The sequence below is a fragment of the Pseudomonas sp. UBA3149 genome (assembly GCF_002364655.1).
GTDB lineage: Bacteria > Pseudomonadota > Gammaproteobacteria > Pseudomonadales > Pseudomonadaceae > Chryseomonas > Chryseomonas luteola.
The window spans coordinates 95,533-108,387 of sequence record NZ_DEYV01000037.1; the positions used below are offsets into that span (position 1 = coordinate 95,533).

The window sequence follows — 12,855 nt, forward strand, 5'->3', positions numbered from 1 at the left end:
TCAATCAGGAATTGATGGTCATGGCGGCGCTGGAAGCGGCCTGCCTTTGTGTAATTGTGCCGATCATTCCCGGCACACTGAGGATCAACGCCACGGCACCACTACCCAATATGGTGAAGCCGCCCAAGGCGCGGTTGTTATCGAAAATCTTGCCGAGTGGCTTGATAACGGTCTGAAACTCACCCATGAGCTGGTCTACAACCAAGCCGGCACGATTACCTGCGTAGTTCACGACAACCACGTTTTCACGGCGTGGCGGTTCATCTTCAACGGCAAACAATTCACGTAGTCGGATGAAGGGCAGGGCATCGCCCCGTAAATCGATGTAATCGCTCGTACTTTGTCTGGCCGCAGAGGACTGGTCGCTGGTCAGCTCAATGCATTCCTCAACCATGTCCAGTGGAACCACATAGGTGGCTTTGCCAACGCCAATCAGGAAGCCATCAATAATGGCCAGTGTCAGGGGCAAGCGGATACTAATCGTAGTGCCTATGCCTTCAACGCTGTCCAGATCCACTGTGCCACGTAGAGCCGTGATATTTTTCTTTACCACGTCCATCCCAACGCCACGACCGGACAGGTTGCTGACTTGCTCGGCGGTAGAAAAACCAGGCTCGAAAATCAGGTTGAAGATTTCCTTGTCGGTCAGGCTCTGGTTGTCGCTGACGAGTCCGCGCTCTATGGCTTTGCGTAGGATGCGATCTTTGTTAAGACCACCACCGTCGTCCGATACCTCGATGACAATGCTGCTGGACTCGTGATACGCATTCAGGCGCACCGTACCCTGGGCAGGCTTGCCACGCTCGAGGCGAACAGGGGCCGGCTCAATACCATGATCCATGGAGTTGCGAATAAGGTGGGTCAGCGGATCGCCGATCTTCTCGACTACGGTCTTGTCCAGTTCGGTTTCACCACCGCTGATTTCCAGAACGATGTCCTTACCCAGCTCTTTGGACACATCACGCACGACGCGCTGGAAGCGGTTAAATGTCGTGCCGATTTGTACCATTCGCAGGGTCAAGGCTGAATCACGTACCTCTTCCACCAAGCGCGACAGTACGCCAGTAGACTCTACCAGTTGGGCAACGCCACTTTGCTGAGCGGCTAGTTGGGTACCGGCCCCTGCAATAATCAGCTCACCGATCAGGTTAATAAGCTGATCAAGCTTGTTGGCATCCACTCGAATCAGGTTACCTTCAGCTGTCCGGTTGTCCTTGACCTGCTTTTGCTTCTGCAGCGCAGCGGTCACGACTTGTGGTTGGACATTCTTCTCATTGATCAGTACCTGACCAATAGGCGCTGCTTCTGCTTCTGGCTCTGACTGTTTTTGAAGTGCTTTTTCCAGCTCCGATTGTGTCAGCGCACCGCAACGTACCAGCATTTCACCCAGGCGCAGATCTTCTTCCGGTAGCTCGTTGATCAACTGGATATAATCGGCCGTCTTGCTGTTCGGTGGAAAGATACGAATTTGACTGTCTTCACGAACAAATTCGAAGGCACCTTCAATAGTTTCCTTATCGGCATCCGTTGCAAACGCCACTTCAAAACCCAGATAGCTGGTTTCCGGGTCCATTTCGTCAGCCGTAGGAACATGTTCAGTTAGCGTGACGATATGAGTGATCTGCCCGAAGGTATTGAGGTACCGTAAAAACGCTAAGGGATCCATGCCATTGCGTAACACATCGGGACCAAAGCGCAGTGACAGATGCCAATGCTCGCCAGGCTTGTCACTGATCTCACGGGCCACGGGCGCAGCCGCTTCCACAATCGAGGTCGGTATGGCATTGCCAGACAGATACTGGCTCAAGGTCTCGACCAGGGCTGTACCCTGCTTGTGCAATGCCGGCTCCAATTCATCCAGCGAGCCGCCAGTTTCTACATGCGTAATAAGGGCGTTGAGCTGATCGCATACCTGCAGGAATAGGGCGGCCAACGCATCGTTGAAGGCAAGCTCGCCACTGCGAATGCGATCCAGAACGCTTTCTGCCACATGGGTAAAACTGACGATACCGTCCAGCCCGAACAGGCCTGCTGAACCCTTGATTGTATGGGCAGCACGGAAAATCGCATTGATCAGGTCTGGATCATGCGGGTTCTGCTCGATCTGCAACAGAGCATCTTCCATCTGCTGGAGAAGCTCTTGGCTTTCGGCAATAAAAATCTTTAACACGTCATCGATATTCACGGCGTGGCCTCAAGCGAGATGCGGCTGAATAAGAAGAGGGTCGCCAAAAAAGCTGACTAGCCCGCTTAGCTCAAGCAACTCCACAACCGCAGGGCTGTGATTGCACAGGCTAAGCGAGCAGCCACGCCTGGCTGCTTCCTGTTTTGCAAGGATGAGCAGCTGCAGGCCAGCCGAATCGAATTCATCTACTCCTGCCAGATCAAATTCGACAAGTGCGCTGGCCTTGAGCGGATCGAGCACCTTGGCCTTGCTCTCAGCTGCTGTATAAATAGTCAACGGGCCATCCAGGGCCACACGGTGATGCAGTTCAATAGCGGCTTCGGTCATGGTGACGATCTCGTAGCAGGGTTACGGCAGAATCAGTTTGGAAACAGCCGCCAGCATCTGAGCGGGCTGGAAGGGCTTGACCATCCAGGCTTTGGCGCCTGCGGCCTGACCGGCTGATTTCTTGTCGGCACCCGACTCGGTGGTCAACATGATGACCGGCGTAAACTTGTAGGCCGGCAGCTTCTTGGCTGCTGTAACAAACGCAATGCCGTCCATATTGGGCATGTTCACGTCGCTGATAATCAGGTGGATCTTGCGGCCGTCTAACTTGCCCAATGCGTCCTTGCCATCACAGCCCTCGATCACGTCGTAGCCGGCGCCCTTGAGTGTCATGCCGACGACCTGGCGGATCGAAATGGAGTCATCAACGATAAGAACGGTTTTTTTCGTGCTCATAATGGTCTCGAACAGAAGTGTGGCTTAGAAGAAGGTGATATCGGATGAAGCGGCTGAGGCCGGCGTTTTGCCGTGATGGACAGCCAGCTGCTCCGCTGTGGTATAGGTCTTGGCCAGCTCATCAAGCCAGGCTTTGGTGTCGATCGGCTTCAACGCCTCGCCCTGCGCGGCCTGAGTACGCCGGTCAAGCAGGCGCTGTTCCAGCTTGTTCAAATCATTGCGGATATGGCTCAGCATCTGGCTGACGCGATCCTGGAATTGCAGGGCTACCAGGACGTCCGAGATTTCAGCGCCCACGGCTTCACTTTGCTCGCGCAAGGTGTTGCTCTGCTGCACCAGATGACTGGCGTTGGCATTGAACTGGGTGATGACGTTTTCAATGACATTGCCGGAATTTGCCAAAGTTTCAGCATCCTGGCGCGCATACTGCTCGGAGGCATCCAGCGTGCGGAGAATGGCCGCGTTAACGGTTTCCACCGTTTCGCTGATCTTTTGTCCGGTATTCCCCGACAGAGTCGACAACTTGCGAACCTCATCGGCAACCACCGCAAATCCACGGCCTGCCTCGCCTGCACGTGCAGCTTCGATAGCCGCGTTCAAGGCCAACAGGTTCGTCTGCTTGGCAACATCGGCAACATCCTTGGCCATGGCCTGAAGCTGGCCGGTAAATTCATGCAGTTGCGTGATTTCACGCTGGAGCACTGCCTTGCTTGACAAGGCTTCACGCAGGCCGGTAATGATGCCGTTGAGTTCGTTCTGGCTGGAGGACAGGAGCGCAACAAGCGCCTGAGCACTGCCGTCATGGGACCCTTCGACTGACATTTGAATACGGCCTGCCAGCTCAGCAAAGCGATGGGTCAGTTGGGTAACGGCTTCTTCCGTGTGACTACGCGCTGTTTCGATCTGCTGTGCCCACACCGGGAGCACTTCAATACAGATCCCGTCCACAGCACCTTCTTGGGCCTTTTTGCCGGTCATGCCGCGTGCCTCGCTTTGTGAGGCGGAAAGTGCTTTCAGCACCTGCTGCTGACGCGCCTGGCCCCAGACAGCCAAAAGCCCGGCTGCAATCAGTAGCGCAGCTGCCAGCACCCAGCTCAACAAGGAAGCGTTTCCTGCCCAGACAATTCCGGCTCCGCCAGCTACGCCACACAGCGCAAGCGGAATCCAGACGGTACCTGTCGTTGACGCGTGGTTGGAAGCTCCAGAAATGGAATGATCGAGAGAAACATCAGAGGAAGGCATCAAGCACCACCATTAAGTCGATTGCGCAGAGAACCGCATTGGAAGGGTTATCGTTTTCTACGCTTGAAACTTAATGGCGGGTATAGGATTTATTTACATGTCAATAATGAGGTGATGGTTTAGTGCCATTACTGAGGTCGGGTTTTTCTAACTGTGATTGGTTTCACGTTGTTTTAGGCCTGCTCAGTCTTTTCTTCGGCCTCTAGGTCCCGACGCTTGAGCGCACTGGCCTCTTTTCCTATTTCCTCATACTTCTTGCGCAGCGCTTTAAGTTCATTGGCGTCGAGATTTTCCAGGTAGAGCAGGCGATCCTGGGCGCCTTGGTAACGCGCAAGAGTTCGTCGAGCTTGATGTGCAGGGCATCGTTGTCACGGTTCTGTGTGTTCTGGATCAGAAACACCATGAGAAACGTAATGATGGTCGTGGAGGTGTTGATGATTAGCTGCCACGTATCGTTGTAATGAAAGATTGGGCCTGTGACAGCCCTAAGGATAATGCCTGCGACAGCCAGCTGAAACGGCGGGCCTGGCCTGCCCAGTTTGAGAGTTTTGCCGAGAGTTCATTGAATGTCATGGTGCACCCTCAAGGTATTACCTGCAGACGTAATGCTTAAGGGCTTGGTTCCTGGTCGCCGTATGCGGTGTGCTGCGATAGGGGGGATGAGGCGAGGCACGGCGTGTACGCGCAGAACTAATGAGTGTCCCGGCTTTCAACCGTAACAACAGGCCAGGGACGTAAATATGTCAATGCCAGACGATAAGAACGAGTTTTCCAGCCGTCAGTATCCGATCCAAGAAGACCTTTGCGTACAGAAACGGATCTGGATGATCGAGCGTATAGGCTGGTACATGCTATGCGTCATTGTCATCCTGACGTTGCTTGGTCTGTTCTCCAAGGGTCCACTAAGTCATACCGAAATCCAGAGCCCTGATGGCGAACTGATCATTGTCTACGAGCGCTTTGCACGTAATGGTGCATCCATGCCGGTCACCATCAAGGCCAAGGCTGGAGCAGATGGAAAAGCGACCATCCTGCTCGACGGCAGTTTGTTGGACTCATTCAGTGTCGACAGCCTGCAACCCGAGCCAGTCGAATCCCGCAGCTACGGCTCAGGGATGCGCCTTACCTACCTGGCTGATGATCGAGGCTGGGTCCAGACGCACCTGAGTCTTCGGGCACAGGGGGTTGGTCTGTCTCGCAGTGTCGTTTCAACGCTGACTTCAGGGCCCGCCCTGCAACTGACGCAATTCATTTATCCGTAAGGAGCAATCATGGACGCGGTATTACGCGCTGCGGCGGTTTATCTGGTGGTCTTTGTTATCTTCAAGATTGCCGGGCGGCGTACCCTGGCTGAAATCACAACGTTTGATTTTGTGCTACTTCTGATTATTGGCGAGGCGACCCAACAGGCGTTGCTGGGCGATGATTTTTCCGTAACCAACGCAGCGCTCATCATCGTGACCTTGGTAGTCATCGATATCGGGTTATCGCTGGTCAAGGAGCGGTCGCCCAAGCTTGCGCGGTTCATAGATGGGATGCCCATGATCATCGTGGAGAATGGACAGGTGCTCAAGGCGAGACTGAACAAGGTACGTCTGGCCGAGGAGGACATCCTGGAGGCGGCCCGTACCACGCATGGGCTTGAGCGAATGGATCAGATCAAATATGCGATTCTGGAGAAAAATGGTGCCATCTCCATTATTCCGAAGGAGAAGTAACACCAACAGGAATGAAGATGTTGGGTCTGGTCTCAAACTAATGGCATTTATTTCAAACTAATTCCTCGACACAGCGGTCGGAAGATAGGCAAGCCCTGCACAAGCAGGTCACCGTCTCGATTGATAGATGAGGAGTTTATATGAGCCTATTTGGCAATATCCTGTCCAAGCTTGGTATTGGTAAAGAAGCACACGCTGCCGAACCTACCGCGCAGCAGCCGGGCAGCACTGATGCAGCGGCAGGTACGCCCGCTGGAACGTCATCCTCGTCCACGGATACAGCTACCGGAGCCGCACCACAGGCCATCAGTCAGGTGGATGTGGCTGCCAAGCTCGACGGGTTGGCAGCCAACCATGCCGAAAAGCTCAACTGGAAAACGTCCATCGTCGATCTGCTCAAGCTGCTTGACCTGGACAGCAGCCTGTCTGCTCGTCAGGAGCTCGCCAAAGAACTGAACTGCCCAGCAGACAAACTGCAGGACTCCGCGCAGATGAACATGTGGCTGCACAAAGCTGTACTGCAAAAGCTGGCTGAGAACGGCGGCAACGTACCCGCAGATCTACTGGACTAAGCATCACTAGCGAAGCCTTACTGATGAGCGCAGGCAGGTAATGCTGTGATGCTGGGAGTAACCGAACCCAGAAGTATCTAGCCTGCGCTCACTACAGGTACGTAATTGCTCATGCCTGCCATTACATCCTCCCCGGCCTAAAGGACGGGGATTCCCACAGATGGACGCTCATGCCCGAGCGCAAGAATGTTTCTAGCCGCGTTAATATCGCGATCGTGAGCGACACCGCACTCACAGCAGGTTCATTCTTTTATACGCAACCCATTGACGCCCTGCGGTCCTACTAAGGAGCCGCAAGCTGAACAGACGCGGGTGGTGTACGCTTCTCGCCAGAAGGAATTTTCCGTAGTGTCAGCGCGGACTTTGAATCTGAACTCATTGAGCTCAATGGCGGGCCTGACCATGTGCATTTGCTATGCACTATCCGTCGAAGGTAGCGCTCTCGCGACTCGTGAATAGCCTCAAGGGCGTCTCCAGCAGGCGACTGCGGCTGATGTACCCGGAACTCGTGGTGGCTGCGTATTTAAATAACGCCCTATGGAGCCCAAGCTATTTCGCGGGCAACGTGGGCGCGGCGTCGATATCGAACATACGCCAGTACATCGAGCAGCAGAACAGGTCGATTAGGGCCGCTTCGCGTCCCGCGCTATGCTTCCCACACTAAAAGTACGGAGCATGTTGCGCTTTTTGGTCATTGTTTCACCATCGTTAGGCCAGTGTTCATGCAGGACGATGGTCATATCACGCAGTACTTGCCCGTTACTTATCAAAGCCAGCGAGAGGTCTAGGGCGTCACCTAAAGCCAGAGCCAGATACTCTGCTGCTTGTCTGTATAAGGTAACGACCCACCTTATTATTGACCTTCAAGAATCTGTATGACCGTCTGTCTGCCACTAGGCTTAAAGGCTGCCGCCAAGCTCAGGTTTTTGAAGGGTTGGTCGATGCTTATGACAATGAACAGACCTGTGATTATGGAGCGAGCTATTTTTATTTCCTTTAGGCCTGCTTTCATAGTTTCTTGGTGAGCGCCTACTCACAAGCTGGCGCTTACCAGAGCAGTACGTTTCTATGGCCCTCTCGTTCCTTTAGGTACGGCTGACTTTGGCTCCGCTCAACCGGATTTGGTAGCAAGGTTAATGTAATGGCGTTCAGAAAGGCTCGGCTCAAGCTTGCTGCCGGCAGCGCTTCAATCATCATGATCCTAACCGCAGCAGTTGCCCCCCTTAGCCTGTTTTGGGTCAACGATACGCGCCAAGAACGTAATGTTGTCCAGAAGCAGATAGAAAGTCTCCGTATTGTGCAGGAACTGGTGGTCGATGCAGAGACGGGCCAGCGTGGTTATGTCATTACCGGTAATGAGGTATTTTTACGGCCCTACTATGTTTCGCTATCCTCCCTGCCTAACGAACTCAAGAGGCTCAAGAGTGTTTACGCTGGCGACGTTCTGGATCAGACAGAAAAAGTAGATGTGCTTATTAAGCATGCTCAGCTGAAGCTCGAAGATCTGGCCAGAACCATCACCCTCAGGCATGAGCAGGGGTACGCTGCAGTAGAGGCCATTATTCGTACCGGTCACGGCAAGGATTTGATGGAAAACGTTCGTAACGTGGTAGGCGAACTCATATTTGGAGAGCAGCAGGAACTGGCAGCGCTTGATAATAAGCTTGGAGAGAAAAGTATAGCGGCAGTAGGCTTTTCTCTAGTCAGTACACTCCTGACCATGCTGCTTCTATCCTTTATGTTCAGGTCAATGCGTAACGCTATCCTTGCTCAAGAAAACTCAGCCAATGATGCTCAACTCATCAGCCGAAAGCTTGAGGAGAGCGTCAGAGAACTTAGCCAGCGTAACCTTGAAGTATCTCTCTTGGGAGAGATGTCTCGTACGCTTCAGACTGAGATGACGTTGCAAGAGGGACTGGCAATCAGCTCGCTATATTGCTCAAAACTGCTGCCAGATACAGTAGGTGCGATCTTTCTCTACCGTAATTCAGCAGACATGTTGGAACGAGGCGCCACATGGGGCAGCGAGGAGGTCGAGCCACGTATGATGGCTCCCCATGATTGCTGGGCTTTGCGCCGGGGACAAGTGCATTACTGCGAGGAAAGTCATTCTGCATTACGCTGTAATCACTATATGGCAGAGGACCCGCGCAATCATTACTGCCTACCCTTAACCGCTTACGGTGAAGTGCTGGGCCTTTTGTATATCAGCAAGCCCATTAAGGACGGCGCCTTGGTTGATCAAGCGATGAATCTGGCTGAAGCCATCAGCGAGCAGACAGCGCTGGCACTAACCAATGCGAAGCTGAGACAGGTAATGCGTGACCAGTCCGTCAAGGATGCTCTGACCGGCCTCTACAACCGACGCTTCATGGAGGAAAGTCTGGCTCGTGAACTGGCCCGCTCACAACGTAATGGATCACCTGTTAGCGTAATCATGCTTGATATCGACCATTTCAAGCAGATAAACGATCTCCATGGGCATGCCGGAGGGGATGCAGCCCTGCGCATGACAGCCCAATTATTGAAAAAGTCCTTGCGTGCCTCTGATCTAGCCTGCCGGTATGGCGGTGAAGAGCTGGTCATGATTTTGCCGGATTGTACAAAGGAAAACGCCGTGGCTCGCGCTCAGCAGGTATGTGAGGCGCTGCGCCAGCTCAATACTCTAGAAGGTGGCCACTCCATTTCCGTTACAGCCTCCTTTGGTGTAGCCACTGCGCCAGAAAACAGCACAGAGCCGGTAGAGCTAATCGGTATGGCTGATAGTGCGATGTATATGGCTAAAAGGGCTGGCCGTGACCGTGTAATAGCAGCTTAGTAGGAGCCTCGCCCTGCTCGCAATCCAGGCCTGTGCTGACTTATTCAAAGCCCAATTATGTTTTTGAAACAAAGTACTCCTGGTCAATATTCGATATCAGCCATTCTTCTATATCTTTCATGCCTCTGGCTTCACGAAAGAGACTATTCATAAGGCCTGCGGCTGCACTACTTCCTGCGTCTACTGCCGCAAATCTATAACCACTGACTATAAGGCGATAAAAGTAAATTCATATCGGCTTCAAGTAGACTCGCAGATTTTCAGCCGTACCGAATCGAGGGGGAGGAAAACGAGAAATTGCTCTAACGGCTGGGCAAGAGGGTGTTAGATAATATTGGGAATAGGATGGACTCTGTTTCGTCCCAGCTCCTTTGCTGTATACAGATTTATGTCAGCAAAGCCCAGCTCATAGGCCGGATTGTATTCAGAACTGTCTGGAATCACTACATGGTATCCGATACTGGCTGTGACGCGACCCAGAGGAGAGTCCATGTGCTCAATGTTTGCCGCCCTGATACCTTCCATGATTGCCGTCGCAATGCCGTAAGTACCCGCTTCATCGGTATTAGGCAGCAGGATGACAAGCTCTTCACCACCATAGCGTGCGGCTAAGTCACCTGCGCGGCGAACATTCTGTTTGATGACCTGCGCTACAGCTTGAAGGCACAGATCTCCCATCTGATGGCCATAGCGGTCATTAAATCGTTTGAAATAATCTACGTCGAGCATGATAAGCCCGATCGGGTGAGCCTGACGGCGTCCTCGGTTAAGCTCAACCGGCAGCATGACATCAAAATGGCGTCGGTTGGCTAAACCGGTCAGGCCATCTTCCATTGCCAGCCTTTCAACAGCGTCATAGGCGGCTTTGAGTTCAAGTTGATTTTCCCGGTCCAGTCGCATGTAGCGTAGCACTACCAGCGCCAGGGCAAATAAAACGGCGAGCATGACTACTAGCCCGCCGGTATAGATCACCACCTCGGTCAGCCAGGGGCCTAATACATCCTCTAAGGAAAATCCGACCTGAACCACCAGCGGATAGCGCTCAAGCGCCTGATATCCCTGGATACGCTCTACGCCGTCTACAACTGAAGTAATTCGAGTAACGCCAAAGCGTCCTTGGTGCAGGTACTTGCTGTATACCTCTCCCTTGGAGAGATTAAGCCGTATGTTATTTTCTGAGTTGGGCAACCGTGAGATCACTTCACCGCTACGCAAGGCCTGGACAATGATATCCCCGGCACCCAGTCGGAAGTCAGCATAGTAGGCGTTGAAATACTCGATATTGATGGTAACCAGCACAACGCCGGCAAAACTCTGGTCCGGGTTGTTGATTCGGCGCGAAACAGGGACTACAAGGTCGCCTGTAGATCGGCTGCGCAGGGGTGTACCAATATAAACCCCTCGATCCATGAAGGTCTTGTGGTAGATGAAATATTCGCGGTCACTGTTATTGATGCTGGCGGGATAGTCATCCTTATCCGTCACGATCCATTTGCCATCCTTGTCATAAACGAAAATGCCGTGCACCTGGTTCATCTGAGCCACTTGGCGTTTGAAAAAGTGCTTCAAACGCGCCACATTTTCATCCGATAGCCCTGCGCCAAAGTTATCCCACTCCAGCCTCTCGACTATGCCATAGCTGGTCAGATCCAGTTCCTCGTAAGTGTCCTGAGCGTGCTGCGCAATTGATTTCACCAGATTAGCCGCATTCACCTCAGCAGCATTTAAAGTAGCCTCATAGCTTCTAAAAAGCTGAAGTGACACAACGCTGGTAAGCCCTAGGGTAAAGCACAGGGCAAACACGATGAAGACGCGCCGAAGACGATTGGCCTGGTTCATGGAGATCATTTGTTGTGGGTACCAGTTACGCTTTTCCCTACGGCGCAGCTTAAGGGGTGGTTCTTGTGTATCGACTACATGGGATATTCATTGACGGCTGTATTTGGCGCATGTGTTGCAGCACATGAGCGTACCGGGATATGGACCTCGGACTGCGAGCGTAATTTCAGAAACGACGCAGTCGGCCGTTAAGCTTAGGATCTGAAACCGGGTAACTCTATGCTTACTGGTAGTTATGACCCACTCCTAGTCTTAATCTCCATCCTTGTGGCAGTTCTGACCTCCTACACGGCGCTCCAGCTGGCCTCTGCTGTGTTTAATACATCCGGCACTGCTGCGAGGAAATGGCTTGGTTGTGGCTCAGTGGCAATGGGGGTTGGAATCTGGGCAATGCATTTCATTGGCATGCTGGCTTTCAGCCTGCCTATCGAGCTTAGCTACCAAGCCTCGGCCACTGTGCTTTCGTTAGGGCTGGCTATTTTGGCAGCGGCTGTAGCGCTGGGAATCGTCTGCCGTCCAGCACTGGCGACTCGGCATTTTTTCTGGGGTGGTCTGGTCATGGGCGCCGGGATTGCAGCGATGCATTACACCGGCATGGCTGCAATCAATATGCATCCAGCCATCAGCTACGACCCCATATGGCTAGGCGCCTCCCTGGTAATCGCAGTACCTGCCTCAATCTCGGCGCTGTATGTAGCTTTTCATCTAAAACGGCCTTTGGCGCATGTCTGGATGCTGCGTTCCGCCGCATCCATTTTTCTCGGCTTTGGCATAGCGGCAATACATTACACCGGAATGGCAAGCGCATGTTTCCACATGGGAAGCTCTAGCGGGGATATAGATGGCAGTATCGATACCTACTGGCTAGGCGCACTCGTAACGCTGGCCAGCGTCTCGCTACTGGCTATGGCATTAGCTGCCGTAGTGCTCGAGCGGCATACGCGGCGCCAGAAGCTTGCAGACAGGCGGGCCGATATAAAACACTACCTTGCCACCCGGCAGGTTGCACAAGACCCCTTAGAAAGACTACCGCGTTGTCCTGAGCCAGAAGAGTTACAGCCCCGGGATTGATCACGCTCATGACTGTCGTTTGATTGTTACCGTGTCCACTCTAAGCATCAGGGGTATCCTAATGGCTCGCGAAGACAGGATTGGATAGGGTCGTACTTGATGTAATGGAGCGGTAGTAGTATTGCTATCAGCCATAGGGTAACGCCAAAAAAAAGCCGCCCCTACGGACGGCTTTTTGATTTATAGAGGCTGAAATCGTTTATTTAGTTAGGCACAACTACCAGTGTTTTAGGATACCCAACCACCGCGCCGTTAACCGCCGCGCCCTCAAGATACACCGCCATCTTTGCACCGACCTGTGCGGAGCTGATCTTTCTGACCTGGCCATCAGCCAAGCGTACCGACGCTCCTACTTTAAAGGCCGCCTTGTTAGCATCATTGGCCGGAATCGAAAAACCTGGCTTCTTGCGATACACGCCGTTTAGCCAGTCCACGTTAGTGATGTTATTAATCTCACTCACCGTGCCTGCTGAGGCCGGTGTAGAGGCCACAGGAGTAGTCGATGCTGCAGGTGTTGTAGCAACAGCTTTCTTCGGGCCTATTTCCGTACAGCTGCTGCTGTCCATGTACTTCTTGAGCGTCGGCCACTGCGGGCGCTCTACACCATTGATAGGCTCAACCGACATGAAATAATTGCCCCAGCCCGGACCTGCCGCCCAATAGGACGCCGGTACGCAATTCTCTTTC

10 protein-coding genes and 3 pseudogenes are annotated in these 12,855 nt (G+C 53.0%); 6 read left to right on the forward strand and 7 right to left on the reverse strand.

The genetic code is table 11. From position 1 onward, the window contains the following. Positions 1-4: 4 nt before the first annotated feature. The 5 genes and pseudogenes from B3729_RS21290 to B3729_RS21310 form a co-directional block, all read right to left on the reverse strand. Entirely contained in the window at positions 5-2,185 is a 2,181-nt protein-coding gene (locus tag B3729_RS21290) for a chemotaxis protein CheA (RefSeq protein WP_286788949.1), read from the reverse strand. A gap of 9 nt (positions 2,186-2,194) precedes the next feature. Then, a complete protein-coding gene (locus B3729_RS21295) occupies positions 2,195-2,512 on the reverse strand; it encodes an STAS domain-containing protein (protein ID WP_019366687.1) in 318 nt (105 codons plus the stop codon). A 21-nt stretch (positions 2,513-2,533) separates the two neighbouring features. Beyond that, positions 2,534-2,908 (reverse strand): response regulator, encoded by a 375-nt coding sequence (locus tag B3729_RS21300; protein ID WP_019366686.1) that lies wholly within the window; start codon positions 2,906-2,908, stop codon positions 2,534-2,536. A 24-nt stretch (positions 2,909-2,932) separates the two neighbouring features. Continuing rightward, positions 2,933-4,150, reverse strand: coding sequence for a methyl-accepting chemotaxis protein (locus B3729_RS21305; RefSeq protein WP_286788950.1), 1,218 nt, complete (start codon positions 4,148-4,150; stop codon positions 2,933-2,935). Between the two features lie 173 nt (positions 4,151-4,323). Further along, positions 4,324-4,723, reverse strand: a pseudogene (locus B3729_RS21310) (low affinity iron permease family protein). 167 nt (positions 4,724-4,890) lie between these two features. On the opposite strand from B3729_RS21310, the gene B3729_RS21315 reads away from it, so the two are divergent. From B3729_RS21315 to B3729_RS21335, 5 genes and pseudogenes are all read left to right on the forward strand, one after another. After that, entirely contained in the window at positions 4,891-5,412 is a 522-nt protein-coding gene (locus B3729_RS21315) for a hypothetical protein (RefSeq protein ID WP_286788951.1), read from the forward strand. A 9-nt stretch (positions 5,413-5,421) separates the two neighbouring features. Continuing rightward, positions 5,422-5,868 (forward strand): DUF421 domain-containing protein, encoded by a 447-nt coding sequence (locus tag B3729_RS21320; RefSeq protein ID WP_122043929.1) that lies wholly within the window; start codon positions 5,422-5,424, stop codon positions 5,866-5,868. Between the two features lie 140 nt (positions 5,869-6,008). Beyond that, positions 6,009-6,440, forward strand: coding sequence for a DUF3597 domain-containing protein (locus tag B3729_RS21325; RefSeq protein WP_010798861.1), 432 nt, complete (start codon positions 6,009-6,011; stop codon positions 6,438-6,440). Between the two features lie 338 nt (positions 6,441-6,778). Then, positions 6,779-7,104, forward strand: a pseudogene (tnpA, locus tag B3729_RS21330) (IS200/IS605 family transposase); the annotation flags it as partial. Positions 7,105-7,581: 477 nt separating this feature from the next. Beyond that, on the forward strand, positions 7,582-9,258 hold the full coding sequence (locus B3729_RS21335) for a diguanylate cyclase (protein WP_286788952.1): 1,677 nt from the start codon (positions 7,582-7,584) through the stop codon (positions 9,256-9,258). 324 nt (positions 9,259-9,582) lie between these two features. Here B3729_RS21335 and B3729_RS21340 read toward each other — a convergent pair whose 3' ends face one another. Next, positions 9,583-11,097, reverse strand: a complete 1,515-nt coding sequence (locus B3729_RS21340; protein WP_286788953.1) for a sensor domain-containing diguanylate cyclase — start codon at positions 11,095-11,097, stop codon at positions 9,583-9,585. Between the two features lie 219 nt (positions 11,098-11,316). Here B3729_RS21340 and B3729_RS21345 point away from each other — a divergent pair, with 219 nt between their 5' ends. Further along, positions 11,317-12,168: an MHYT domain-containing protein gene (locus tag B3729_RS21345; RefSeq protein ID WP_312125087.1), complete on the forward strand. Its 852-nt coding sequence runs from the start codon at positions 11,317-11,319 to the stop codon at positions 12,166-12,168. A gap of 215 nt (positions 12,169-12,383) precedes the next feature. Here B3729_RS21345 and B3729_RS21350 read toward each other — a convergent pair. Beyond that, positions 12,384-12,855, reverse strand: a pseudogene (locus B3729_RS21350) (glycoside hydrolase family 5 protein); the annotation flags it as partial.

Coding starts and splice junctions, on each gene's coding strand:
- B3729_RS21295 (WP_019366687.1), bottom strand. CDS start 2,512: ATGACCGAAGCCGCTATTGAACTGCATCACCGTGTGGCCCTGGATGGC.
- B3729_RS21300 (WP_019366686.1), bottom strand. CDS start 2,908: ATGAGCACGAAAAAAACCGTTCTTATCGTTGATGACTCCATTTCGATC.
- B3729_RS21305 (WP_286788950.1), bottom strand. CDS start 4,150: ATGCCTTCCTCTGATGTTTCTCTCGATCATTCCATTTCTGGAGCTTCC.
- B3729_RS21315 (WP_286788951.1), top strand. CDS start 4,891: ATGTCAATGCCAGACGATAAGAACGAGTTTTCCAGCCGTCAGTATCCG.
- B3729_RS21320 (WP_122043929.1), top strand. CDS start 5,422: ATGGACGCGGTATTACGCGCTGCGGCGGTTTATCTGGTGGTCTTTGTT.
- B3729_RS21325 (WP_010798861.1), top strand. CDS start 6,009: ATGAGCCTATTTGGCAATATCCTGTCCAAGCTTGGTATTGGTAAAGAA.
- B3729_RS21335 (WP_286788952.1), top strand. CDS start 7,582: ATGGCGTTCAGAAAGGCTCGGCTCAAGCTTGCTGCCGGCAGCGCTTCA.
- B3729_RS21340 (WP_286788953.1), bottom strand. CDS start 11,097: ATGAACCAGGCCAATCGTCTTCGGCGCGTCTTCATCGTGTTTGCCCTG.
- B3729_RS21345 (WP_312125087.1), top strand. CDS start 11,317: ATGCTTACTGGTAGTTATGACCCACTCCTAGTCTTAATCTCCATCCTT.